The 24,129-nt window shown below is 57.6% G+C and carries 21 protein-coding genes; 13 read left to right on the top strand and 8 right to left on the bottom strand.

The window, feature by feature from the left end:
- Positions 1-543 precede the first annotated feature (543 nt).
- Both VNZ65_RS03165 and VNZ65_RS03160 read left to right on the top strand, forming a co-directional pair.
- On the top strand, positions 544-1,365 hold the full coding sequence (locus VNZ65_RS03165) for a hypothetical protein (RefSeq protein ID WP_325665988.1): 822 nt from the start codon (positions 544-546) through the stop codon (positions 1,363-1,365).
- A gap of 111 nt (positions 1,366-1,476) precedes the next feature.
- The gene (locus VNZ65_RS03160) at positions 1,477-2,400 is read left to right on the top strand and encodes a hypothetical protein (protein ID WP_325665986.1); all 924 of its coding nucleotides are present in this window, start codon (positions 1,477-1,479) and stop codon (positions 2,398-2,400) included.
- Positions 2,401-2,730: 330 nt separating this feature from the next.
- Here VNZ65_RS03160 and VNZ65_RS03155 read toward each other — a convergent pair whose 3' ends face one another.
- The 6 genes from VNZ65_RS03155 to ppk1 all read right to left on the bottom strand — a co-directional run bounded on the left by VNZ65_RS03155 (position 2,731) and on the right by ppk1 (position 8,999).
- Complete coding sequence (locus tag VNZ65_RS03155; RefSeq protein WP_325665985.1) at positions 2,731-3,429, bottom strand: VIT1/CCC1 transporter family protein; 699 nt, start codon at positions 3,427-3,429, stop codon at positions 2,731-2,733.
- A 4-nt stretch (positions 3,430-3,433) separates the two neighbouring features.
- On the bottom strand, positions 3,434-4,084 hold the full coding sequence (nth, locus tag VNZ65_RS03150; protein ID WP_325665983.1) for an endonuclease III: 651 nt from the start codon (positions 4,082-4,084) through the stop codon (positions 3,434-3,436).
- Entirely contained in the window at positions 4,081-4,815 is a 735-nt protein-coding gene (gene rsxB, locus VNZ65_RS03145; RefSeq protein WP_325665981.1) for an electron transport complex subunit RsxB, read from the bottom strand. The genes nth and rsxB overlap by 4 nt, the downstream gene beginning before the upstream one ends.
- 121 nt (positions 4,816-4,936) lie before the next feature.
- On the bottom strand, positions 4,937-6,172 hold the full coding sequence (locus VNZ65_RS03140) for a polyhydroxyalkanoate depolymerase (protein ID WP_325665979.1): 1,236 nt from the start codon (positions 6,170-6,172) through the stop codon (positions 4,937-4,939).
- 198 nt (positions 6,173-6,370) lie between these two features.
- The gene (locus tag VNZ65_RS03135; protein ID WP_325665977.1) at positions 6,371-6,829 is read right to left on the bottom strand and encodes a SixA phosphatase family protein; all 459 of its coding nucleotides are present in this window, start codon (positions 6,827-6,829) and stop codon (positions 6,371-6,373) included.
- Between the two features lie 13 nt (positions 6,830-6,842).
- Entirely contained in the window at positions 6,843-8,999 is a 2,157-nt protein-coding gene (ppk1, locus tag VNZ65_RS03130; protein ID WP_325665975.1) for a polyphosphate kinase 1, read from the bottom strand.
- A 349-nt stretch (positions 9,000-9,348) separates the two neighbouring features.
- On the opposite strand from ppk1, the gene pstS reads away from it, so the two are divergent.
- The 8 genes from pstS (at position 9,349) to VNZ65_RS03090 (ending at position 17,299) form a co-directional block, all read left to right on the top strand.
- Positions 9,349-10,392 (top strand): phosphate ABC transporter substrate-binding protein PstS, encoded by a 1,044-nt coding sequence (pstS, locus tag VNZ65_RS03125; RefSeq protein ID WP_325665973.1) that lies wholly within the window; start codon positions 9,349-9,351, stop codon positions 10,390-10,392.
- A gap of 263 nt (positions 10,393-10,655) precedes the next feature.
- Entirely contained in the window at positions 10,656-11,663 is a 1,008-nt protein-coding gene (gene pstC / locus VNZ65_RS03120; protein WP_414649028.1) for a phosphate ABC transporter permease subunit PstC, read from the top strand.
- Positions 11,663-12,550 (top strand): phosphate ABC transporter permease PstA, encoded by an 888-nt coding sequence (gene pstA, locus VNZ65_RS03115; protein WP_325665969.1) that lies wholly within the window; start codon positions 11,663-11,665, stop codon positions 12,548-12,550. The genes pstC and pstA overlap by 1 nt, the downstream gene beginning before the upstream one ends.
- Before the next feature lie 51 nt (positions 12,551-12,601).
- A complete protein-coding gene (gene pstB, locus VNZ65_RS03110; protein ID WP_231880090.1) occupies positions 12,602-13,402 on the top strand; it encodes a phosphate ABC transporter ATP-binding protein PstB in 801 nt (266 codons plus the stop codon).
- Between the two features lie 48 nt (positions 13,403-13,450).
- Entirely contained in the window at positions 13,451-14,155 is a 705-nt protein-coding gene (phoU, locus tag VNZ65_RS03105; protein ID WP_325665966.1) for a phosphate signaling complex protein PhoU, read from the top strand.
- Positions 14,156-14,188: 33 nt separating this feature from the next.
- Positions 14,189-14,878 (top strand): winged helix-turn-helix domain-containing protein, encoded by a 690-nt coding sequence (locus VNZ65_RS03100; protein WP_061941630.1) that lies wholly within the window; start codon positions 14,189-14,191, stop codon positions 14,876-14,878.
- A 95-nt stretch (positions 14,879-14,973) separates the two neighbouring features.
- Positions 14,974-16,278 carry a phosphate regulon sensor histidine kinase PhoR gene (phoR, locus tag VNZ65_RS03095; RefSeq protein ID WP_325665963.1) on the top strand — a complete coding sequence of 435 codons (1,305 nt, stop codon included), beginning with the start codon at positions 14,974-14,976 and terminating at the stop codon, positions 16,276-16,278.
- Positions 16,279-16,369: 91 nt separating this feature from the next.
- Entirely contained in the window at positions 16,370-17,299 is a 930-nt protein-coding gene (locus VNZ65_RS03090; RefSeq protein WP_325665961.1) for a patatin-like phospholipase family protein, read from the top strand.
- A gap of 43 nt (positions 17,300-17,342) precedes the next feature.
- Here the strand turns inward: VNZ65_RS03090 and VNZ65_RS03085 are convergent, their stop codons facing one another.
- Entirely contained in the window at positions 17,343-17,699 is a 357-nt protein-coding gene (locus VNZ65_RS03085; RefSeq protein WP_325665959.1) for a hypothetical protein, read from the bottom strand.
- A gap of 198 nt (positions 17,700-17,897) precedes the next feature.
- Positions 17,898-18,467 carry a C40 family peptidase gene (locus VNZ65_RS03080; protein WP_325665957.1) on the bottom strand — a complete coding sequence of 190 codons (570 nt, stop codon included), beginning with the start codon at positions 18,465-18,467 and terminating at the stop codon, positions 17,898-17,900.
- Positions 18,468-18,741: 274 nt separating this feature from the next.
- On the opposite strand from VNZ65_RS03080, the gene VNZ65_RS03075 reads away from it, so the two are divergent.
- The 3 genes from VNZ65_RS03075 to carB all read left to right on the top strand — a co-directional run bounded on the left by VNZ65_RS03075 (position 18,742) and on the right by carB (position 23,943).
- Complete coding sequence (locus tag VNZ65_RS03075) at positions 18,742-19,149, top strand: heme-binding protein (RefSeq protein ID WP_325665955.1); 408 nt, start codon at positions 18,742-18,744, stop codon at positions 19,147-19,149.
- Between the two features lie 401 nt (positions 19,150-19,550).
- Entirely contained in the window at positions 19,551-20,729 is a 1,179-nt protein-coding gene (gene carA / locus VNZ65_RS03070; protein WP_325665953.1) for a glutamine-hydrolyzing carbamoyl-phosphate synthase small subunit, read from the top strand.
- Positions 20,722-23,943 (top strand): carbamoyl-phosphate synthase large subunit, encoded by a 3,222-nt coding sequence (gene carB, locus VNZ65_RS03065; protein ID WP_325665951.1) that lies wholly within the window; start codon positions 20,722-20,724, stop codon positions 23,941-23,943. Before carA ends, carB begins: the two co-directional genes overlap by 8 nt.
- The last annotated feature ends 186 nt before the right edge of the window (positions 23,944-24,129 follow it).

The following is a 24,129-nucleotide window of genomic DNA, read 5'->3' as shown; positions in this document are numbered from 1 at the left end:
CGCCGGCATTGACCCGCTTGACTGCCAGTTCCCTGAATTCCGCCGTGTATGAACTTCTTGAAATCTTCATTTCTTGCCTTCCCAAAGTAACGTCAATTTTACGTCACCTGTGGAAGACGAAATTTCAGGGGAAGCTCAATCTGAGAATATATTATTCAGATGATAACGAATAGAGACGATAATTTTTAGGAAAATTCGTTGTGAATATTGGAATTAAATGCAAAAAAGCCCACCGTTAAGATGGGCTTCGTTGTTAAATCGTGATTTCCGTTGTTAATTTCACGATATGAAATTCAAGCAATCATATAACTGTTTGATTTCATTGAATTTTTTGGGGTGGCTGACGGGACTCGAACCCGCGACAACAGGAATCACAATCCTGGACCCTACCTGTTGACAGCATAGTGGCCAATTCGATGTGATTTATTCAAAGATTAAGCTATAGTTGCCTAAGGGTATATATTTCCAGAAGCTGCTGGCCAGGAAGTTGGGGCGGGAATATAGCAAACCTGTCGTCCAATAACAAAGTTAGTCGATACTCCAATGACATTTGGCCCCACTTTCTCCGCACTACAAAATGAAGGATTTTTGGCTCAAGGTTGCCTTGCCGCCGGTCTTACCGCTCTTCGTAACGCGCAGTTCCCAGACAAAGCAACGTTCTATACCGGTTTTTTCCAACTTTCTACCGCTTTGGAGCGCGTTCTGAAACTGGTGCTCATTATTGAGCACATGAGAAAAAATTCTTTCAGTCCGCCGTCCAAAGAGAAAATTGAGCGACCTGGTCACAATCTAGTTCGTCTTTACAATGACTGCGAACCGATTGCATCCGCTATTGGAGTGACATCATTTGTAGTGCCGGCTATAGGTTCCCTTGAAGCTCAGATATTGAATTTCTTGTCGGAGTTCGCAAAAAAATCACGCTACTACAATCTTGACTCGCTTGCGTCAACACCAAGCGGCTACGGTGATCCATTGGTGGCTTGGGACGCCATTCTTTCCCAGGTCCTTGAGTTTGATGTGCCGTCTCAGAAACGTTATCGTCACGAAGCTCAAGCAAAGGCAATCCATGACCTGATCGAGAATTCAATTTACGTGCAGCAGCATGGAATGGATGGGCGCCTGCTGTCGAGTGAAAATGCGTTTGTCTTGCCTGCGCAGCATGAGATAGCCACTCCCTATGCAATGGTTCGTGTTTTTGCGGTGATCCGCCCTGCGTTATCGCTTTTGGGAGAAATCGCGCGGCAAGCGTGCGACTACAATCTGAGAACTGACAGAAGCGCTCACCACGTTCCCTATATGAATGAGTTCTTCCAGTTATTCGACGGCAGTCCCGCGGAAATCCGCCGAAAGAAGCGATGGCCGTGACCATCCACCAAGTGACCTATTTTCACCGGACGTAATGTGATTGAGCCCTGCATCGCCGGTGTATGTAGAAGTTAGAATAATCAATCACAGGTTTACCAAATCAACTGACACATGAAGATAGAATTCAAACAAGTGTTGCTCTACGCGATCACGCCGGCGTTGATCGCCGGATTCTTCTCAATAGCGCCGAAATTGTATGAGGTCATTGCTGAGCCAAGGGCCGTTCTTCAATACGCTCTTGTGGCTGGCCCTCAGATAGCGATTGACGGGGTCCAAGAACAAGTAATTTCGTTAAGAGTTTCAAATGCGGGCAAGAAGACTCTAACGGCAATACGCGCTGAATTGTCAGTTCCAGGAGGATCGCTAGCAGCAGCGTCAATTGAAAACAATAGTGGATTGACCATCGAATCGAAGAAGTATGACGACAGAATTGTTATCACTATCCCGAAGGCATTGGAAGGCGAGGCGTTCTCAATTGCTGCGTTGCTCAAGAGCAGCAGGCCGCGTATCGAACCAAAGTTCGTTCTACGTAGTGAGGAAGTTTTAGGGAAGGCAGATGAGCCGGCTACTAGTCCTCTCAAGGATATTCGTACGGCGTTATTTAGCGCCTTAGGTGCAGCCATTTCAGTGCTGATGATGGCACTCGCCGCACTTCTTAAACTGAAGCCGGCTGTCCAGTCTAGCAGACGAAATACAATTCTCTATATCGCTCTCGCAACGAAGGTGGACACATTAATTCAGACAGTCCGTGCGGAAGGCGAGGAAATAACATATATGGATTTTTCAGACATGCTGTTTGCACTTGGGAAAAGTGCGGATGAGAGCTCAAAGTTAGCGGCAATAGCGAGTCTGAAGTGCTTATTAGAAATCAACGGTATCTCGGATATTTCACGGATCATCGTCAAGCGCAACCTCGAAGCACTGCTTGGAAAGCCGATTGAGAATGGAGCGCATGATCCGGTGATATCGACCCGTGATGTAATTAAGTTTCGAGACCGTGTTGATCTTGTCTTTGCAGGACAGAGTTCAAATTAGAATTGTGCCCTGATCTGATCGTAGCGTTCGCCTCTTAAAACGCAGTGGTGCGGCATCGATGACCTCTGCGTTGAACGTCGGGTATTAATCGGAACAAATGGCTGCAAAGCCAAGACTATAATCCCGAACCAGCGCCCGTCTTGTCTGTAGATTTTCCAAATTACGCCGTACAATAAATCGTCCAAAATACAGTTGTAAGTCACTGTTTTATATGGTGCTATACAGTGCTGTATATATACAGTGTTTGGAAGCTAAAAACGTCGTTAAGTGTATGATAATTATCGAAATTTACGTATTCATGCTATGTAGTGATGGATTGAACATGGATAATTAACTGATCAGTCTGGCAATGGAAAAGGCAGCGGCGGCGGCCAGGCCGCCTACCATCAGGGTTTGCAGCGCGGACTTGAAGGCGCCGGTGCCGGTGACGCTGCCTTTCAGGAAGCCGAATATGAACAAGGCCAGCAATGTGACCACGGTGGAAGCCGCCAGCGCTTGCGGAATCGAGTGCATCAGCATGTACGGCGCCAGCGGAATCAGGCCGCCGACCAGGTAGGAGAGCGCGATGGTGATGGCGCTTTTCCGGGCGGCGCCCGCTTGCGGTTCTTCCAACCCCAGTTCAAAGCGCATCATGAAGTCGCGCCAGGCTACCGGATTGCGCTCCAGGCCGGCCAGCATCGGCTCGCATTCCTGTTTAGTAACGCCGTATTGCGCCATGATATCGATCACTTCCTTGCGCTCGCGATGCGGCACCTTGAGGATTTCCTGTTCTTCGCGCTCGCGCTCGGCATAATAATGCTGACGCTGGGTGCGGCCGGCCAGGTAGCCGCCCAGGCCCATGGCGATCGAGCCGGCGGCGATTTCCGCGACGCCGGCGGTGACCACGATATCGATGCCGACCGCCGCGCCGCTGATGCCCGCTGCCAGCGCGAACGGTACCGTCAGGCCGTCTGCCATGCCGATCACGATATCGCGTACCGTGTCGCTGGCTTCAAAGTGATGTTCGGTGTGCGGATGAGAATGCGACATGGGTTCAGATCCCTTTTTCCGGCAACGGTGTCTTGGCCTTGAAGTCGCACAGGTCGGCTATGCTGCAATTCCAGCATAGCGGCTTGCGGGCGATGCAGGTATAGCGGCCATGCAGGATCAGCCAGTGATGGGCGTCCAGCAGGAATTCGGCAGGCACCAGCTTCATCAGCTTGTGCTCTACCGCATCGACATCCTTGCCAGGGGCGATTCCGGTGCGGTTCGACACCCTGAAGATATGCGTGTCGACGGCAATCGTCGGCACCCCGAAAGCGGTATTCAGCACCACGTTGGCGGTCTTGCGGCCGACCCCGGGCAGCGCTTCCAGCTGTTCGCGGGTGCGCGGCACCTGGCCGTCATGCAACTCCACCAGCATACGGCAGGTTTCGATCACGTTCTTGGCCTTGGTGCGGTACAGGCCGATGGTCTGGATGTAGGGAATCAGGCCATCGACGCCGAGCGCATGGATCTGTGCCGGCGTATTGGCGACCGGGTACAGCTTACGGGTCGCCTTGTTGACCGAGACGTCGGTCGCCTGCGCTGACAGGATCACCGAAATCAGCAGTTCGAACGGCGAGGTGTATTCCAGTTCGGTGGTCGGATGCGGCAACGCGGCGCGCAAGCGAGTGAATATTTCCCGGCGTTTTTCGGCATTCATGGCGAGTCCTTGGCAGCCTGTTCGGCTTGTTGTTCTTTCTTCAGGCGGGCGCGTTCGATGGCTGCCTGGATGATGGCTTTCTTGCGCAACTGTTCGGCTTGCTGTTCCGGCGTCGCTGCCGACTCTGCCGCGACTGCTTTGAGCTTCTCTGCCGCCTTGGCCGCCAGGCGATCGTCATTTTCCTGCTTCTCGCGACGCAGCCGGAAGCTGCGGAAATCATGGCGCGCGCGCGCATCGTCGGCCTGCTGCTGGCTCCAGGCATCCCAGCCGGTCTGACCGGCGCTGGCGTCCACCATCGTAATGCAGTCCACCGGGCAGGGCGCAACGCAGAGGTCGCAGCCGGTGCAAAGATCGGCGATGACCGTATGCATCTGTTTGGCGGCGCCGGCAATCGCATCGACCGGGCAAGCCTGGATGCAGAGCGTACAGCCGATGCAGACGGCCTCATCGATGACGGCAACCGGGCGCGGGCGCTCGGCGCCGTTTAAGGGATTGAGTGCAACCGGCGGCAATTGCAGCAGATGCGCCAGCCGGGCTACGCCTTCCTGGCCGCCGGGCGGGCACTGGTTATAGCTGGCGCTGCCGTCGGCGATGGCTTCGGCATACGGCCGGCAGGCGGGATAGCCGCACTTGGTGCACTGGGTCTGCGGCAGCAGCGCTTCGATGCGGTCGGCGAGGGAGGGCGAGGATGGCGCGGGCACTGGCGGCGGGAGACTGGATGATGACAACATGGCCCGTATTATACCGGGGCGGCAAGGCCGGCGCTGCAAGGTGATGCCGCCCCAAATGAAAAAGCCGTTCCTGAGGAAGGAACGGCTTCATCGCTGCGGCATCAGGCGATAGCGCTAACGTTCAGGCGTTGGCCTTGATGAACGCGGTTATTTTCGGGCAAATGATCTCGCGCCAGCGGCGCCCTGAGAAGATGCCGAAATGGCCGCATTTGTCGGCCGTGAAATGCTGCTTCTTGGTTTTTGGAATGGAGCTGCACAAATCGTGGGCTGCCTGGGTTTGTCCCGGGCCGGAAATATCATCCAGTTCGCCTTCGATGGTGAACAGCGCCACGGTTTTGATGTCCTGCGGCCGCACCAGCTTGCCTTCGATCTCCCAGGTGCCTTGCGGCAGGCTGAAATCCTGGAACACCGTCTTGATCGTTTCCAGATAATATTCGGCCGGCATGTCCAGCACCGCATTGTATTCGTCGTAGAACTTGCGGTGGCTTTCCGCCGATTCGTTGTCGCCTTCGCGCAGGTGCATGTAGAAATCCCAGTGGCTCTGGGCATGGCGGCTGCGGTTCATGGCGACAAAGCCGGCATGCTGCAGGAAACCCGGGTAGACCTTGCGGCCAAAGCCAGGGTAATTGGCCGGCACGCTATAGATGACGGTGTTTTCAAACCAGCTGAACGGCTTGTCGGTGGCAAGGTTGTTGACTTCGGTCGGCGATTTGCGCGGATCGATCGGGCCGCCCATCATGGTCATGCTTTTCGGCAGGTGGCTGTCTTTCTCGGTCGCCATCAGCGAAATCGCCGCCAGTACCGGTACGGTTGGCTGGCAGACCGAAATCACATGCAGGTCCGGGCCCAGCAGGCGGATGAAGGCCTGCACGTAATATATATAGTCATGCAGATGGAAAGCGCCGGCGCTGGCAGGCACCATGCGGGCGTCGGTCCAGTCGGTGATGTAGACATCGTGCTCTGGCAGCAGGCCGCGCACGGTATCGCGCAGCAGCGTCGAATGGTGGCCCGACAGCGGCGCCACCAGCAAGACGGTCGGCTGCTTGAGGGCGGCGGCTTCTTTATTGCTCAGGTCTTTCTTGAAATGCAACAAGCGGCAAAACGGCAGCGAGGTGGCGACTGCTTCGGTAATCCCGACTTCTTTGTCCTTGATCAGCGTGCTGGTGATGTCGAAGGTCGGCTTTTCATAATCCTTGCCGATGCGGTACATCAGTTCGTAACCGGCGGCGATGCGTTGCGCGAACGGCGTGTGGGCCAGCGGCGAGATCGGATCGGTGAACAGCCTGGTGCCGGCGTCTGCCCATTGCACCAGCGGATGCAGCAGAGAACGGTTGAATTCGTGGAATTGATAGAGCATGCCTTACCTCTCGGGTGGTCCAGTACAACGGGATCAATAGTTGCAAATTATGCAATGCATGTCCCATTTTATCTTATGCACAGAAATGCCGCAAAAATCCTGTAGTTTCACAACAACGGTATAAATCGAAATACATTTAGACGGCTGGCCGCAAATATACCACCTGCCAGCGTGTCATGCAGGTTTTCGAACGGGCTTCTATTTAGCGATCAGATCCGGCGACATGACTGCTTTCAGGAAGTTGGTAGTGATGTCGCCGCGCTCGCGCTGTGCAATCCACCAGATGTTGCCTTTCCTGATCGACCATTCTTGCATGTGGCCGGCCACCAGCAAGGCTGCAGCCTGGCCCAGCGTCGGCTGGTGGCCGATGATCAGGACCGGTTCGCGGCTGTTGGGCCAGTTGGCGACCGCCAGCAACTGCGCGGCGCTGCAGTCGGGCGCCAGGTCGGGGTGAGTCTTGAATTTGCGGCCCAGCGCCTCGGCGGTCTGCACCGTGCGGGTGGCAGGGCTGCTGATGATCTTGCAGCTGTGCGGCAGGTTGCGGTCCAGCCAGTCGGCCATTTTCCAAGCCTGCTTGTGGCCTTTGCCAGTGAGGGCGCGGCCCTCGTCCGGTTCACCGATTTCCGCCTCAGCGTGACGCCATAGGATCAATTCCATGTTGTTTCCTTGCTCACTTGTTTGCCGAGTGGGTAGCGGTATGGGAGGGAGAGAGCGCACCCAGCGCCAGCATCAGGTGGCGCTGCGCATTGTATTGCTTTTGCCGTCGATGCTGCCTGGGCTTGTTCCAGTTGCCGTCAGATCCCAGCACCCAGGCGTTGGTATTGTCTTTCAGATAAGGCGTCAGGCCTTCGTTGATGACGCGCCGCTTGAGCGTCTTGTCGAGTACCGGGAAGCCAACTTCAACCCGGCGGAACAGATTGCGGTTCATCCAGTCAGCGCTGGCGAGGTAGACATCGTGTTGCAGATTGTTGCGGAAGTAATAAATGCGGCTGTGCTCGAGGAAGCGGCCGATGATGGAGCGCACATGGATATTCTCGGAAAGGCCGGGTACGCCGGGCCTGAGTGCGCAGGCGCCGCGTACGATCAGCTCGATCTTGACGCCGTCGGCCGACGCTTCATAGAGGGCGCGGATGACCGATTCGTCCAGCAAGGCGTTCATCTTGGCGACGATGCGCGCCGGCCGGCCTTTGCGGGCGATTTCCGCTTCATTGTGGATGGCGCGGATGATTTCCTTCTGCAGCAGGAACGGCGCCAGCCACAGGTAATCCATTTTCTTGGGCTTGGTCAGGCTGGTCAGGTGCATGAAGACTTCGTTGACCTCGGTCGCCAGCTTCTGGTTCGAGGTGAGCAGGCCAAAGTCGGTGTACAGCTTGGTGGTGGTCGGATGGTAGTTGCCGGTGCCGAGATGGGCGTAATAGCGCAGTTCGCCGTTGCCCTCCTTGTCGCGCTCGCGGCGGATCACCAGCGACAGCTTGGCATGGGTTTTCAGGCCGACCACGCCGTACACCACCTGGGCGCCGGCACGCTCCAGCTTGTCGGCCCAGTTGATATTGGCTTCTTCGTCGAAACGCGCCATCAGTTCCACCACCACAGTGACTTCCTTGCCGCGTTGCGCCGCCAGGATCAGCGCTTCCATCAGGTCGGAATTCATGCCTGTGCGGTAAATCGTCTGCTTGATCGCCACCACATTGCCGTCGAAAGCCGCTGAGCGGACGAAATCGACGACCGGCTGGAACGACTGGAAGGGATGGTGCAGCAGGATATCTTTCTGCTTCAGCTGTTCGAAAATGTCGCCGCCCGAATCGAGCTGCGGCGGCAGGCCAGCGGCGAAGGGCGGGAAGCGCAGCTCGGGAACGTGGATCTGGTCAATCATTTCCGACAGGCGCACCATGTTGACCGGGCCATCGACGGCATACAGGCGGTTGGGGGCGATGGCGAACTGTTCGAGCAGGAAGTGCGCCAGATGGTGCGGACAGTTGCGAGCCACCTCCAGCCTGACGGCGACGCCGAACTGGCGGCTCTGCAATTCGCTTTGCAGGGCCTGCCGCAGGTTTTTCACTTCCTCTTCATCCACCCACAGGTCGCTGTTGCGGGTCACCCGGAACTGCGAGTAGGCCAGTATCTGCCGGCCGCTGAACAGATCGCCGATATGGGCATGGATGATCGAAGACAGCAGGCAGAACGAGACGCCGCTGGGCGACAGCACGTCCGGCAGGCGGATCACGCGCGGCAGCACGCGCGGCGCCTTGATGATGGCGATCGAGGTGCTGCGTCCGAAAGCGTCCTTGCCGGCCATTTCGACAATGAAATTGAGACTTTTGTTGACTACCTGGGGAAAGGGGTGGGCTGGGTCCAGCCCTATGGGAGTCAGCAGCGGCCGGATTTCCTGGTCGAAGAAGGCTTTTACCCAGGCTCGCTGTTCTTCGTTGCGGTCGCTGTGCCGCAGCAAGTGGATGCCGCTGGCCGACAGTTGCGGCAGGATGGTCTGGTTGAGGATGGCGTACTGGCGGTCCACGATCTGGTGGCACTCGATGCTGGTGCGCTCCAGCGCTGCCGTCAGGGCCGGCGATTCGGCGCTGCTTCCTTCGATCTGGCTGTTGGCCAGCAGGCTGGCGATACGGACTTCAAAAAATTCATCGAGATTGTTGCTGACTATGCATAAGTATCGCAATCGTTCCAGCAGAGGTACATGGCGGTCTTCTGCCTGAGCCATGACGCGGCGATTGAAGGCAAGTTGTGACAATTCGCGATTCAGAAAGCTCGGATTGGCGCCTAACCGGGCGCTAAATTGCTTCGTATCATTGTCCGACTTGGTTTTTTTGTTCATGAATCAGGCGGCTGGTCTCATGGTTAGGGCGGAGTGTATGCAGTGAATATGACAGCTTGATGAAGAAAATGGAAGAGTTTGAAAGGTTTTGCAATGTCATGGAGCTTAGCGGATCGGCATGATAGGCCCAGTTTCACCCTCTTAAATTGCAGTGCAGCAATTGTTATTTTACTGGCAATCTAATGTCCTTAACATTCATTTTTTCTTCGTCATAAAGCTGTCATAAATCTTGGTTAGAGTTCGCCCTGTCTTAGGGGCTGTTGTGAAATTAGCTTCCTTGCAAGGAGATTAATTTCACAACAGTCTGGACCTGGGCACACCATATCTATAGTCAACAAGGGAGTAATAAATGCGATTGAACCACCTCGTTAAAGCCGCCATTCTCGCAATGGGTTCGACAGTAGCGTTTTCTTCAGTCATGGCTGCCGAGATTACCGGCGCCGGCGCTTCTTTTCCTTATCCGATTTACTCCAAGTGGGCTGAAGCCTACAAGGGCGCCACCGGCAACAGCCTGAACTACCAGTCGATCGGTTCCGGCGGCGGCATCAAGCAGATCAAAGCCAAGACCGTCGATTTCGGCGCTTCCGACATGCCGCTGCAGCCGAAAGACCTGGACGCTGACAACCTGGCGCAGTTCCCGGCGATCATGGGCGGCGTGGTGCCGGTTGTGAACCTGGATGGTGTGACTCCTGGCGAAATCAAGCTGACCGGTCCTGTTCTGGCCGATATCTACCTGGGCAAGATCACCAAGTGGAATGCTCCTGAACTGACCGCCCTCAATCCAGGCGTCAAGCTGCCGGCAGCCGACATCACCGTGGTTTACCGCGCTGACGGTTCCGGCACTTCCTTCGTGTTCACCAGCTACCTGTCGAAGACCAGCCCTGACTTCAAGAGCGGCGTTGGCGCCGGTACTGCAGTCAAGTGGCCAGTCGGCGTCGGCGGCAAGGGCAACGAAGGCGTTTCCGCCAACGTGCAAAATATCAAGGGTTCGATCGGCTATGTTGAATATGCCTACGCCAAGAAGAACAAGCTGCTGCACACACAGCTGAAGAACCGCGACGGCGGCTTCGTGCAGCCGGACGATGCAACTTTCAAGGCCGCCGCAGCTGGCGCCGACTGGGCCAAGACGCCAGGCTTTGCAGTCGATTTCACAGATGCAGCCGGCAAGACCAGCTGGCCTATCACCAGCGCTTCGTTCATCCTGCTGCATAAAACCCAGGCTGATGCAGCCAAGGGCAAGGAAGTCCTGAAATTCTTCGCATGGGCTTACAAGAACGGCGGCGCATCGGCTACCGAACTGGACTATGTTGCAATTCCTGAGTCGGTCGTGAAACTGGTGGAAGAGTCCTGGAAAGCGCAGATCAAGGACAATGCAGGCAAGGCTGTCTGGTAATTGTTTTAGGCTGCTCTCAGGCTGACTTAGTCTGAGAGCAGCAGTGTTTGCCGATGCAGAAAGTGCAGAAAGTGCAGAAGTACAGCGGGCGGCTGCTCAGGAAAGATTGAGACGCGCCCGTGTCGTTGAATTTTGTTTAGTTGTAACCCTAGTCCCCCACGCGAAACATCTCCAGGTCGAGCGCGGTCCGGCTGCTGGATGTTTTGCCGCCGCATCTTATTCTTCATCGGATATCGCTACTCATGAGTGCAAATATTCCTGTCATGGCACAATCGATCTCACCCCAGGCAAGCACCGCTGAACAGGCGGGCATATCCCATCAGACCTTGCTGGCCACCATGCGCAAGCAACGGATCCAGGATTTCCTGTTCCACAAGGTTACGCTGCTGTTTTCGCTGATCGTGCTGTTCGTCCTGCTGGGGATCATCGTCTGTCTGGCAATCGGCGCCTGGCCGGTATTCCACGAATTCGGTCCTTCCTTCATCACCACTGTCGAATGGGATCCGGTCAACGACCATTACGGCGCCATGATCGCCATCGTCGGCACCCTGGTGACGTCCTTCATTGCGCTGGTGATCGCGTTCCCGGTCAGTTTCGGCATCGCTCTGTTCCTGACTGAAATCTGCCCAGCCAAATTGCGCCGGCCGCTCGGCACCGCGGTAGAGTTGCTGGCCGGCGTGCCAAGCATCATCTATGGCATGTGGGGCTTGTTCGTGTTTGCGCCGCTGTTTGCCCAATATGGCCAGCCCTTCCTCGCCTCCACGCTGGGCAATGTGCCGGTCATCGGCGTCCTGTTCAGCGGCCCCAAAATGGGTATCGGCCTGTTGACTGCCGGCCTGATCCTGGCGGTCATGATCATCCCGTTCATTTCCTCCGTCATGCGCGACGTCTTTGAAGTCGTCCCTGCGGTACTGAAAGAGTCGGCCTACGGCCTTGGCTGCACCCGCTGGGAAGTGGTGCGCAAGGTGGTGCTGCCGTATGCCAAGACCGGCGTCGTCGGCGGCGTCATGCTTGGCCTCGGGCGGGCGCTGGGCGAGACCATGGCGGTCACTTTCGTGATCGGCAATGCGCAGCGCTTGTCGTGGTCGCTATTCGCGTCTGGCAACAGTATCGCATCGACGCTGGCGAATGAAATCGCCGAAGCGTCCAGCACGCTGCACGTGTCGGCCTTGTTTGCGCTGGGCCTGATCCTGTTCGTGATCACTTTCATCGTGCTGTCGATCGCCAAAATCATGTTGATGGGCATGTCCCGTAAAGAAGGGGCCAAATAATGAATTCTCCACAAATCGATACCGACGTCCTGGCTGCTCCGGTCAACCAGGTCTACCGCAAGCGCCTGCTGATGCATCGTTTAGGCATGGTGCTGTCGTTCCTGGCGATGGCGCTGGGGATCGCCGTGCTGGCATGGATCCTGGCGACCCTGGTGATCAAGGGCTTCGGCGCCCTCAACCTGGGCATCCTGACGCTGAACACGCCGGCGCCCGGTTCCGGTGCAGGCGGCCTGCTGAATCCGATCATCGGCAGCCTGATGCTGGTCGGCCTGGCGACAGTGATCAGCACACCGATCGGCATCCTGGCCGGCATCTACCTGGCCGAGTATGGCGAGGAAAGCAAGCTGGCGCAGGTGACGCGTTTCGTGACCGACATCATGCTGTCGGCGCCGTCGATCGTCATCGGCCTGTTCGTGTATGCGATCTACGTCGCCAAGGTCGGCCACTTCTCAGGCTGGGCTGGTTCCTTCGCACTATCGCTGATTGCGGTGCCGGTCGTGGTGCGGACTACCGACAACATGCTGAAACTGGTGCCTGGCAATCTGCGCGAAGCGGCGTTCGCACTCGGTGCGCCGCGCTGGAAAGTGGCCTTGCTGGTGCGTCTGCGCGCAGTCAAGGCGGGGGTGGTCACCGGCGTGCTGCTGGCGGTAGCGCGTATCGCCGGTGAAACGGCGCCGCTGCTGTTCACTGCTTTGAACAATCAGTTCTTCAGCACCAACATGAACAAGCCAATCGCCAACCTGCCGGTCGTCATCAGCCAGTTTGCGATGAGCCCGTTTGACAACTGGGTGCCGCTGGCATGGGGCGGGGCGCTGCTGATTACCTTCAGCGTGCTGGCCTTGAACATCGTATCGCGGTCATTATTCAGCCAGAAAATTCCGGGCTAATTTCAGGTTAATGTATTCACTTAGATTGCCATCCTTATCATGCAAACCTCAATGAAACCGAATCAACTCGATATGACTTCGATAAAGGCGCCTATGAAGCCGCCGACCATAGAAATCTCGCAGCTGAATTTCTTTTACGGTAATTTCCAGGGCTTGAAGAATATCAATCTGCAAGTGAACGAAAAGAAAGTCACGGCATTCATCGGCCCTTCGGGCTGCGGCAAATCGACCTTGCTGCGCACGCTCAACCGCATGTACGACTTGTATCCCGGCCAGCGCGCCGAAGGCAAGATCATCTACGCCGGCCGCAATATCCTGGAGCCGGGGCAAGACTTGAACATGCTGCGCGCCAAGGTCGGCATGGTGTTCCAGAAACCGACGCCGTTTCCGATGTCGATCTACGACAATATCGCTTTCGGCATCCGCCTCTACGAAAACCTGCCCAAGGGAGAAATGGACGAGCGCGTCGAATGGGCGTTGTCGAAAGCCGCCTTGTGGGGCGAAGTCAAGGACAAGCTGAACAAGAGCGGCCTGAGCTTGTCCGGCGGCCAGCAGCAACGGTTGTGCATCGCCCGCAGCGTCGCGGTGCGTCCTGACGTGCTGCTGCTGGATGAACCGACTTCGGCGCTGGATCCGATCTCGACGGCCAAGGTGGAAGAGCTGATCAGCGAACTCAAGCAGGACTACACCATCGCCATCGTCACCCACAACATGCAGCAGGCGGCGCGCTGTTCGGACTACACCGCTTACATGTACCTGGGCGAGCTGGTGGAATTCGGCGAGACCGACCAGATTTTCATGAATCCGGCGCGCAAGGAAACCCAGGACTACATCACTGGCCGTTTCGGTTGATACCGCCCAGCCTAAGAATACACACTGCAAAGCACAGAAAGAAATCAGATGACTGGCGAACACTCTTCAAAACAGTATGACACCGACCTGGAAACCATCCGCTCCAAGGTGTTGCTCATGGGCGGCCTGGTTGAGCGGCAGTTCCAGGAAGCCATCAACGTTTTCCGCAACGGCAACCTGGATTCGGCGGAGCGGGTGATCAAGGATGACGACCAGGTCAACCGCCTGGAAGTCGAGCTGGACGATGCCTGCAGCCACCTGATCGTGCGCCGCCAGCCGACTGCCAACGATTTGCGCACCGTGATGGCGACCATCAAGGTGATCACCGACCTCGAGCGCATCGGCGACGAAGCCGCCAAGATCGCCCGCACGGCGATCCATCTGCACAAGCGCGGCATCGGCACCATCGACCATACCGAAACGGTGCGCGTGATCGCCAGCGGTGCTGCCGATCTGCTGCACGATGCGCTGGATGCGCTGGCGCGGCTGGACGAGAAGCAGGCGATGCGCCTGATCGCCCAGGACGCCGTGATCGACCGCGATTTCCGTTCGATCATGCGCAACCTGATCACTTTCATGATGGAAGATCCGCGCACCATTTCGGCTTCCATGGATACCCTGTGGGTGGCCAAGGCGGTCGAGCGCATCGGCGACCATGCCAAGAACATCGCCGAATACGTGATCTATATTGTCGAAGGCAAGGATATCCGCCATACCGACTATGCAACCAGCCAGCTCGACGACGAAATTTAATGTTCCTGATGAAGATTAACCGCGTACTGAAATATGGCCGCCGATAAAACCTCTATCCTGATCATCGAAGATGAGCCGGCAATTGCCGAATTGATAGGCTTCACTATCAAGGAAGCAGGCTGGACGCCATCCATCGTCCATACCGCGGCCGACGGCTGGGAGTTCGTCCAGCGCCGCATGCCGCACCTGGTCTTGCTGGACTGGATGCTGCCGGACCAGAGCGGCCTGCGCCTGCTGTCGCAAATGCGCGCCGACCGCCAGCTGCAATCCATGCTGGTGATGATGCTGACCGCGAAAAGCATGGAAGAAGACAAGGTCCAGGGCCTGGACAATGGCGCCGACGACTACATGACCAAGCCGTTCTCGCCGCGCGAGCTGACGTCGCGGGTGAAAGCCCTGCTGCGGCGCAAGGGCGGCGATGAGGTGCCGGGCATGATGTCGGCCGGCGCGGTATCGCTCGATCCGGCCAGTTGTTCGGTGTGTTTGGAGAACCAGAAGATCGACATCGGCCACGCCGAATATCGCCTGCTGAAATTTTTCATGGCGAATCCGGACCGGGTCTTTTCCCGCAGCCAGCTGCTGGATAAGGTATGGGGCGACCACGTGGTGATTGAAGAGCGCACCGTCGATGTCCACGTGCTGCGCTTGCGCAAGGCGCTGCGGGAATCGGAACACCTGATCCGCACAGTGCGCAGCGTTGGCTACATGCTCTCGGCAAAGTAGCGCAAAATACAAGTTGGCCTGGCTCTGGCAGATTGCCTGTCCGGTTCGTCCGGCTGGGTGGCTTAACCGATGCTCCCATCGCAAATTAGTGATTTATGAATCCACAGATGCTGTTCTGGATCCCGGCCTTGCTGCGGATCCTGTTGATCTTTGTCGTCTCAGGCGTGGTCTGGGCCTTGTTTGGCGCTGTCCCCGGCCTGCTGCTGGGCCTGTCCCTGATGTCGGTGGCGGTGGTGGTGCAGCTGCATTACCTGTTCCGTCTCAGCGGCTGGCTGGATAACCCGCGCAGCGAGAAGCTGCCGGACGGCTGGGGCGCCTGGACCGATATTTTCTCGCGCCTGTACCGGCTGCGGCGCGACGATGAAAAGCACCAGACCGAGCTGAGCGAATGGCTGGCGCGCTTTCGCCAGGCCATGCATCTGTTGCCGGACGGCGTCGTCATCATGGACGACGTGCTGTTCCTGGAGTGGTGCAATCCTGCTGCCGAACGGCATCTGGGCCTGCAGCACGGGCGCGACAAAGGGATGCGCGTCACCAACCTGATCCGCACTCCGGATTTCATCGATTACATCATCCTTGGCCGCTACGACCAGCCGTTGACGCTGAGCCTGCGCGAACGCAAGCTGATCGTGCAGATCATTCCGTTTGAAAACCGGCGCCAGATCCTGGTGACGCACGACGCCACCGAGTCGGAGCGGATCGACATGATGCGCCGCGATTTCATCGCCAATGCCTCGCACGAGCTGCGTACGCCGCTGACCGTCATCAACGGCTTCCTGGAGATTGCCCAGGCCCAGCCCGACCTCGACCAGAAGACCCGTTCCGCGCATTTGCAGCTGATGACCGAGCAAGGCCATCGCATGCAAAACCTGATTGGCGACATGCTGACCCTGACCCGGCTGGAATCGGTTGATTACCCGCTGCGGCCGGAACCCGTGAATATCGACGCCATGCTGCATAACCTGCTGCTGGAAGCGGAAATCCTCTCGGCCGGCAAGCATGTGCTGTCGCTGGCGATCGACGGGCCGGACATCAACGGCAGCAGCGACGAGCTGCGCAGCGCTTTCAGCAACCTGATCTCGAACGCAGTGCGCTACACCCCGGCCGGCGGAAAAATCCACATCGCCTGGCAAAACAGCAAGGCCGGGCCGCAGCTGGTAGTCAGGGATTCCGGCATCGGCATCAGCAGCGAACATATCTCGCGCCTGACCGAACGCTTCTACCGGGTCGACAAGAGCCGCTCGCGGGAAACCCAGGGCACCGGCCTTGGCCTGGCGATCGTCAAGCATGTGCTGCTGCGCCATCACGGCACCCTGGGCGTGGAGTCGCGGCCGGGCGAGGGCAGCGTCTTTACCGTCAGGCTGCCGGCAAGCTCGATCGTTGCCGAAGCGGAAGATTGAACCAGCACGGCGGCTGACAGCCCTAACATCGGCTACAATTCTGCGGCGACAGCTCGTCGCCCTTTTTTGCTCGCCAACCTTGCCGACCGCCATGCCATCTATATACCTGTCCCCGCGTTTTGCCATCAGCCTGGCCCTGTGCGCCGTCCTGTCCGCTTGCGGCGGCAGCCTGACAACAACGCCGGCGCCGCCGGTGGCGGTGGTGCCGACGGTGCAACCGAAAGTCAGCAAGCCGGTCAAGATCGGCCTGGCGCTGGGTGGCGGCGCAGCACGCGGCTTTGCCCACATCGGCGTGATCAAGGCGCTGGAGTCGCAAGGCATCGTGCCGGACATCGTTGTAGGCACCAGTGCCGGCAGCGTGGTCGGCGCCCTGTACGCGGCCGGCAACAACGGCTTTGCGCTGCAAAAGATTGCGCTGCAGATGGACGAGGCGGCGATCTCAGACTGGTCGGTGCCGTTTTTTGCAAAAGTCAGCGGCGTGCTGAAGGGCGAAGCGATCCAGAACTACGTCAACAAGACCATCCACAATGTGCCGATCGAAAAACTGAAGATACCGTTCGGCGCGGTGGCGACAGATCTGAACACCGGCGCGCCGATCTTGTTCAGGCGCGGCAATACCGGAACTGCGGTGCGCGCTTCTTCGGCCGTTCCTGGTGTGTTCCAGTCGGTGCTTGTCGGCGGCCGGCAATATGTCGATGGCGGCCTGGTGTCGCCGGTGCCTGTGCGTTTTGCCCATGAAATGGGTGCGGATTTCGTGATTGCCGTGAATATCTCCGCATCGCCGGAAGCGCAGGCAGCTTCCAGTTCGGTCGATGTGCTGCTGCAGACCTTTGCCATCATGGGCCAGAGCATCAACAGCTATGAGCTGAAAGACGCGGATATAGTGATCCGTCCCGAACTGGGGACGATGAAGGGCAATGACTTCGCCGCCCGCAATACAGCGATCCTGGCGGGCGAGCAGGCGGCCATGGCGCAAATGGCGATTATCAAGAAGAAACTGAAGGAAAAGCGCGAGGAGTAGCTGTGCGTGGCGCCGGAGGCAGGCGGGAACGGCCGCGACCGGCTTAGTTCTGGATGAGGTTTTGCGGCTGGGTAGCCGGTAACTGTATCACCACTGGCGCTTGTGCCGATGATTGCGGCGCCGGCTTGAGAGTATTGCTCATGGCCAGGAACAGGCCGCCGAATCCGAGGAACAGGCCAATAACGGTCGCCAGCATCCACTTATGCGTTTCGCTGGCCACTTTGTGAATTTCGCTTTTCAGGGACTGAACGTCCGCCCGTGTTGCCAGGGTGGGCAACACGGCATCAAATTTTGCTTCCAGGGTGGCTAGGCGTTCCATTGCGTGATCTTCTTGCGGCATGGCTGGTTTGTCAAGATTTGTTTGCGGTGCATCTAGTTGCAAGAACTTTGGATGGTTCATTTGCGCATCATGCTTACCCTTGAAGTCTGTCCCGTCTGATTCTTATGCTTGCATGCTATCGCTGCGGTGGATCGGTAGGGGGAAAAGCCGCTTGTTTTAGGTGTTTGGTTATCATTTTTTTGCAAGGCCGATAAAAAATCCCCTGGCAGTCTTGCACTGGCAGGGGATTTTTGCGTCCGGTAAAAATCTGCAACCGGTTTATTGATGGTTGTCGCCGTCCGGTTCCGGGTCGTTGATGCGGCGCGCGCCGTTGAAGCGCGATTTCCAGTAGGCCAGGTCCATGCTCTCGATGCGCACCTTGCCGCCAGTGGATGGGGCATGGATGAACTTGTTGTCGCCGAGGTAGATGCCGACATGGGAGAAGCTGCGGCGCAAGGTGTTATAGAACACCAGGTCACCCGGCTGCAAGTCCTGCTTGTCGACCTTTTCGCCGCTGCGGCTCAATTCGGCTGCGGTGCGTGGAACGTTGACGCCCCAGGCGTCTTTGAATACATAACGCACCAAGCCGCTGCAGTCGAGACCGTTTTCAGGATTGTTGCCGCCGTATTTGTAATGAATGCCGATCATGCCCATCGCGCTTACAGCCAGTTCCGAGGCGCGGTCGGTAAATTGCTGGAATTTGTTGCGGGTGGTAGTGGTTGGCTGGGGCTGAGCTTCGAAAACGGTAATGTCGGACGCTCGCGCGGGGGAGCACAGCCACAAACTGGCGATCAGCGTGCAGGCCAGGGCCAAGGTCTGGAAAAAGGGGAAGGCTTCTTTAATCGTCATCGTGTTAGATGGGCTCTGTGACATTACGACCGCATGAATGTAAGTGAATAAGAAGCGCCTGTCAAACCGGAGAGGCGAAAGGGCGCTACTATAGCATGACAATATTGCAATTAATATCGGGCTTGTCCGACAACTGATTGAGACTGCATTCGTTTTTGCAATTTCTGTAAAGCAAATATCGGACCAGAAATAATCTGGATGGAAGGTGGTTGCTGCTGATGCCTATTGCAGAGCACTAAAGTACAATAATCAGTTATTTTCACAAGGAGCAAAAATGAAATCGAAACAAGTGTTGACACTCGATGATGTCAAGAAAATTGCCGCTGCCGCAGAGGCTGAGGCGCTCGCGAATCACTGGGCGGTGACGATTTCCATCGTCGACGACGGCGGTCATCTGCTGTGGCTGCAGCGCATGGACGGGGCGGCGCCGATTTCGGCTCATATTTCGCCTGCCAAGGCCAAGACCTCCGCTCTGGGTCAGCGCGAATCGAAGATTTACGAAGACATGATCAATAATGGGCGTTTTTCGTTCATTACTGCACCAAACCTGGAAGGTCTGCTCGAAGGCGGCGTGCCAATCGTGGTGGGCGGCGAGTACCTGGGCGCGGTCGGCGTATCCGGCGTGAAGTCGACTGAAGACGTGCAGATCGCCAAGGCCGGCATTGCTGCCCTGGGCGAGTAAGCAGGAATCATGAAAATGCAGTTGCGGAGAGGGGCGTGGTCCCGGCGATCTGCAACTGCTTGTTTGAATGCCAAACCAGCAAGCTGACAATTATTGGCAGATCTGGCGGTTTGGCTGTAGTAATGAGCATCGTTTGTCAGGTTTGTTGTCTTCGCATTAACGGCAATCGTTTTACGTAATTATTTATACAAAAACCCTAGTCATGGCATCGGTTCAGATTGCCGGGCAGGTGGTTGTCGGCTATAATTGCAGGGTTTAGCCCAATTTACTCCGCCGTAGCGCATACCACCTTCCATTTCGTCCCAAAAAGACTGATAAAGCCGCCAAATCAACACTGTTTGGGGTTTTATAGCGGTCGTTTGGCGCAGCGCAGCGGCGGTAACAACATCAGGAGTTACCCCTTGCAGCCATTTTTTTCTGGCCTCACCGTACCGGCCATCCTCGCGCTAGCAGATGGGACGATTTTCCAAGGTATTTCCATTGGCGCAGTTGGTCATACGACAGGTGAAGTCGTATTCAACACCGCCATGACCGGCTACCAGGAAATCCTCACCGATCCAAGCTACAGCCGCCAGATCGTCACGCTCACCTATCCGCATATCGGCAATACCGGCGTCAATCCAGAGGATATCGAGTCCTCCCAGATCCACGCCGCCGGCCTGATCATCCGCGATCTGCCGCGCCTGGTATCAAATTTCCGCTCCACCCAGACACTTGACGCCTACCTGCAGGAATCGAATATCGTCGCCATCGCCGGCATCGATACCCGCAAGCTGACGCGCATCCTGCGCGAAAAAGGCGCGCAGGGCGGCGCCATCGTCGCCGGCGAGTCGGATATCGCTGCGGCTACCGCGAAAGCGCTGGAACTGGCGCGCGGCTTCCCCGGCCTGGCCGGCATGGACCTGGCCAAGGTGGTATCGACCACCAAGGCCTATAGCTGGAGCGAGACGGAATGGCGTCTCGGCCGCGGCTATGACCAGCAAATCACGCCGAAGTACCACGTCGTGGCTTTCGATTACGGCGTCAAGTTCAACATCTTGCGCATGCTGGCGCAGCGCGGCTGCAAGATCACCGTGTTGCCGGCCCAGGCTAGCGCTGCCGATGCGCTGGCGCTGAATCCGGACGGCATTTTCCTGTCCAACGGCCCTGGCGATCCGGAGCCTTGCGATTACGCGATTGCCGCCACCAAGGAACTGATCGAGCGCGGCGTGCCGACCTTCGGCATCTGCCTCGGCCACCAGATCATGGCGCTGGCATCCGGCGCCAAGACGCTGAAGATGAAGTTCGGCCATCACGGCGCCAATCATCCGGTGCAGGACCTGGACAGCAAGCAAGTGCTGATCACCTCGCAAAATCACGGCTTTGCCGTCGATGGCGCGACCCTGCCGGCGAATTGCCGCGTGACCCACGTATCGTTGTTTGACGGTTCGCTGCAAGGCTTTGCCCGCACCGACAAGCCGGCGTTCTGCTTCCAGGGCCATCCGGAAGCGTCGCCTGGCCCGCATGACATCGCCCCCTTGTTCGATCGTTTCATTCAACTGATGAATCAAACGATGTTGGAGAAAAATAAAAATGCCTAAGCGTAGTGATTTAAAAAGTATTCTGATCATCGGCGCCGGTCCGATCATCATCGGCCAGGCTTGCGAGTTCGACTATTCCGGCGCCCAGGCCTGCAAGGCGCTGCGCGAAGAGGGCTACAAAGTCATCCTGGTCAACAGCAACCCTGCGACCATCATGACCGACCCGGAAATGGCGGACGTCACCTACATCGAGCCGATCACCTGGCAAGCGGTGGAACGCATCATCGCCAAGGAAAAACCGGACGCGATCCTGCCGACCATGGGCGGCCAGACCGCGCTCAACTGCGCGCTCGACCTGCATCGCCATGGCATCCTGGAAAAGTACAAGGTCGAGCTGATCGGCGCTTCGCCGGAAGCCATCGACAAGGCTGAAGACCGTTCCAAGTTCAAGGCAGCGATGACCAAGATCGGTCTCGGTTCGGCCCGTTCCGGCGTCGCCCACACCATGGATGAATCCTGGGGCGTGCAGAAGGAACTCGGCTTCCCGGTGATCATCCGGCCGTCGTTCACCATGGGCGGCACCGGCGGCGGCATCGCCTACAACGCAGAAGAATTCGAAACCATCTGCAAGCGCGGCCTGGAAGCCTCGCCGACCAAGGAACTGCTGATCGAAGAATCGCTGATCGGCTGGAAAGAGTACGAGATGGAAGTGGTGCGCGACAAGGCGGACAACTGCATCATCGTCTGCTCGATCGAAAACCTGGATCCGATGGGCGTGCATACCGGCGACTCGATCACGGTCGCGCCGGCGCAGACCCTGACCGACAAGGAATACCAGATCATGCGTAACGCCTCGCTGGCGGTGCTGCGTGAAATCGGCGTCGATACCGGCGGTTCCAACGTGCAGTTCTCGGTCAACCCGGCCGACGGCCGCATGATCGTCATCGAAATGAATCCGCGCGTCTCGCGTTCTTCTGCGCTGGCGTCGAAGGCGACCGGCTTCCCGATCGCCAAGATCGCGGCCAAGCTGGCGGTGGGTTTCACGCTGGACGAGTTGCGCAATGAAATCACCGGCGGTGCTACGCCTGCATCGTTCGAACCTTCGATCGATTACGTGGTCACCAAGATCCCGCGTTTTGCATTTGAAAAATTCCCGACTGCCGACAACCACCTGACCACCCAGATGAAATCGGTGGGCGAGGTGATGGCGATCGGCCGCACCTTCCAGGAATCGTTCCAGAAAGCCCTGCGCGGCCTCGAAGTCGGCGTCGACGGCATGAACGAAAAGACCCAGGACCGCGAAGTCATCGAAGAAGAACTCGGCGAGCCGGGCCCGGACCGCATCTGGTATGTCGGCGACGCGTTCGCCCAGGGTTTCACGCTGGAAGAAGTGCATCAGCTGACCCATATCGATCCATGGTTCCTGTCGCAGATCAAGGAAATCGTCGATATCGAGCTGTGGCTGGAAAACAGCCAGACGCTGGAAGCGCTGGACCGCGACACGCTGTTCCGCCTCAAGCAAAAGGGCTTTGGCGACCGCCGCCTGGCCAAGCTGCTGAAGACCACCGACACTGACGTCCGCAAGAAGCGCCTGGCGCTGAATATCCGTCCGGTCTACAAGCGGGTCGACACCTGCGCCGGCGAGTTCTCGACTAATACCGCTTACATGTACTCGACCTACGAGGAAGAGTGCGAATCGAACCCGACCAACAAGAAAAAGATCATGGTGCTGGGCGGCGGTCCTAACCGTATCGGCCAGGGTATCGAATTCGATTACTGCTGCGTGCATGCGGCGCTGGCGATGCGCGAAGACGGCTACGAGACCATCATGGTCAACTGTAATCCGGAAACCGTGTCGACCGACTACGACACCTCGGACCGCCTGTATTTCGAGCCGGTGACGCTGGAAGACGTGCTGGAAATCGTCGACAAGGAAAAGCCGTACGGCGTGATCGTGCAGTACGGCGGCCAGACGCCTTTGAAGCTGGCGCTGGACCTGGAAGCCAACGGCGTGCCTATCGTCGGCACTTCGCCTGACATGATCGACGCCGCCGAAGACCGCGAGCGTTTCCAGAAACTGCTGCACGACCTGAACCTGCGCCAGCCGCCTAACCGCACCGCGCGCACGGAAGAAGACGCTCTGCGCCTGGCGCAGGAAATCGGCTATCCGCTGGTGGTGCGTCCTTCCTACGTATTGGGCGGCCGGGCGATGGAAATCGTCCACGAGCAGCGCGACCTCGAGCGCTACATGCGCGAAGCGGTCAAGGTCTCGCACGATTCGCCGGTGCTGCTGGACCGCTTCCTGAACGACGCCATCGAAGTCGACGTCGACTGCCTGTCCGACGGCGAGCGCACCTTCATCGGCGGCGTCATGGAGCATATCGAGCAGGCCGGCGTGCACTCCGGCGATTCGGCCTGTTCGCTGCCGCCTTACTCGCTGTCGCAGGCAACTATCGAAGAGATCAAGCGCCAGACCTCGCTGATGGCCAAGGGCTTGAATGTGGTCGGCTTGATGAACGTGCAGTTTGCGATCCAGCAGATCGATGGCCAGGACGTGGTGTTCGTACTGGAAGTCAATCCGCGCGCCTCGCGTACCGTGCCGTTCGTGTCCAAGGCAACCGGCCTGCAACTGGCCAAGATCGCCGCCCGCTGCATGGTTGGCCAGTCGCTCGACAGCCAGGGCATCAAGAATGAAGTGGTGCCGAAGTATTTCAGCGTCAAGGAAGCGGTATTCCCCTTCGTTAAATTCCCTGGCGTCGATACCATTCTCGGCCCGGAAATGAAGTCCACCGGCGAAGTGATGGGCGTTGGCAAGACCTTCGGCGAAGCGTTCGTCAAGTCGCAGCTGGGCGCCGGCATCAAGTTGCCGACTTCAGGCAAGGTGTTCCTCAGCGTCAAGGGCAGCGACAAGCCGCGCGCGGTCCAGGTCGCCAAGGACCTGGTAGCGATCGGCTTCACCGTGGTGGCGACCAAGGGTACGGCGGCCGCCATCAGCGCTGCCGGGATTCCTGTGGAAACCGTCAACAAGGTGGTCGAAGGACGTCCGCATGTGGTCGACATGATCAAGAACAATGAAATTTCATTGGTGATCAACACGGTCGAAGAAAAGCGCAGCGCGATTGTCGACTCGCGTGCGATCCGCACTTCGGCGCTGGCGGCCCATGCCACCACCTACACCACGATTGCCGGTGCAGAGGCTGCGGTCGAAGGCATGCGTCATCTGGACGAGTTGCACGTCTATGATTTACAAGGGCTGCATAAAACCTTACACTAAGCTCAGATCAGGATGTGCCTAGGCGCATCCTGAATCGCTTCCGGGCTGCGATTGCGACTGCCTGGCAGCAGTCGAAGCCTACAATTTAGCTACAGAAGTTCCTGCGGAGGTCATCAGCGCATCTTTTTTCGGTGCGTTTTTGACCTCCGTGACCTTTTATCGTGTGCCTGGCGCACCCTTGCGTCA

This window comes from Collimonas sp., from assembly GCF_035566555.1.
Lineage (GTDB): Bacteria > Pseudomonadota > Gammaproteobacteria > Burkholderiales > Burkholderiaceae_D > Collimonas.
This window is presented reverse-complemented; position numbering and strand designations above follow the sequence as displayed.

Excerpts from the sequence above, each read along its gene's own strand:
- VNZ65_RS03165 (WP_325665988.1), top strand. The coding sequence starts at position 544 with ATGACATTTGGCCCCACTTTCTCCGCACTACAAAATGAAGGATTTTTG.
- VNZ65_RS03160 (WP_325665986.1), top strand. The coding sequence starts at position 1,477 with ATGAAGATAGAATTCAAACAAGTGTTGCTCTACGCGATCACGCCGGCG.
- VNZ65_RS03155 (WP_325665985.1), bottom strand. The coding sequence starts at position 3,429 with ATGTCGCATTCTCATCCGCACACCGAACATCACTTTGAAGCCAGCGAC.
- nth (WP_325665983.1), bottom strand. The coding sequence starts at position 4,084 with ATGAATGCCGAAAAACGCCGGGAAATATTCACTCGCTTGCGCGCCGCG.
- rsxB (WP_325665981.1), bottom strand. The coding sequence starts at position 4,815 with ATGTTGTCATCATCCAGTCTCCCGCCGCCAGTGCCCGCGCCATCCTCG.
- VNZ65_RS03140 (WP_325665979.1), bottom strand. The coding sequence starts at position 6,172 with ATGCTCTATCAATTCCACGAATTCAACCGTTCTCTGCTGCATCCGCTG.
- VNZ65_RS03135 (WP_325665977.1), bottom strand. The coding sequence starts at position 6,829 with ATGGAATTGATCCTATGGCGTCACGCTGAGGCGGAAATCGGTGAACCG.
- ppk1 (WP_325665975.1), bottom strand. The coding sequence starts at position 8,999 with ATGAACAAAAAAACCAAGTCGGACAATGATACGAAGCAATTTAGCGCC.
- pstS (WP_325665973.1), top strand. The coding sequence starts at position 9,349 with ATGCGATTGAACCACCTCGTTAAAGCCGCCATTCTCGCAATGGGTTCG.
- pstC (WP_414649028.1), top strand. The coding sequence starts at position 10,656 with ATGGCACAATCGATCTCACCCCAGGCAAGCACCGCTGAACAGGCGGGC.
- pstA (WP_325665969.1), top strand. The coding sequence starts at position 11,663 with ATGAATTCTCCACAAATCGATACCGACGTCCTGGCTGCTCCGGTCAAC.
- pstB (WP_231880090.1), top strand. The coding sequence starts at position 12,602 with ATGAAACCGAATCAACTCGATATGACTTCGATAAAGGCGCCTATGAAG.
- phoU (WP_325665966.1), top strand. The coding sequence starts at position 13,451 with ATGACTGGCGAACACTCTTCAAAACAGTATGACACCGACCTGGAAACC.
- VNZ65_RS03100 (WP_061941630.1), top strand. The coding sequence starts at position 14,189 with ATGGCCGCCGATAAAACCTCTATCCTGATCATCGAAGATGAGCCGGCA.
- phoR (WP_325665963.1), top strand. The coding sequence starts at position 14,974 with ATGAATCCACAGATGCTGTTCTGGATCCCGGCCTTGCTGCGGATCCTG.
- VNZ65_RS03090 (WP_325665961.1), top strand. The coding sequence starts at position 16,370 with ATGCCATCTATATACCTGTCCCCGCGTTTTGCCATCAGCCTGGCCCTG.
- VNZ65_RS03085 (WP_325665959.1), bottom strand. The coding sequence starts at position 17,699 with ATGAACCATCCAAAGTTCTTGCAACTAGATGCACCGCAAACAAATCTT.
- VNZ65_RS03080 (WP_325665957.1), bottom strand. The coding sequence starts at position 18,467 with ATGACGATTAAAGAAGCCTTCCCCTTTTTCCAGACCTTGGCCCTGGCC.
- VNZ65_RS03075 (WP_325665955.1), top strand. The coding sequence starts at position 18,742 with ATGAAATCGAAACAAGTGTTGACACTCGATGATGTCAAGAAAATTGCC.
- carB (WP_325665951.1), top strand. The coding sequence starts at position 20,722 with ATGCCTAAGCGTAGTGATTTAAAAAGTATTCTGATCATCGGCGCCGGT.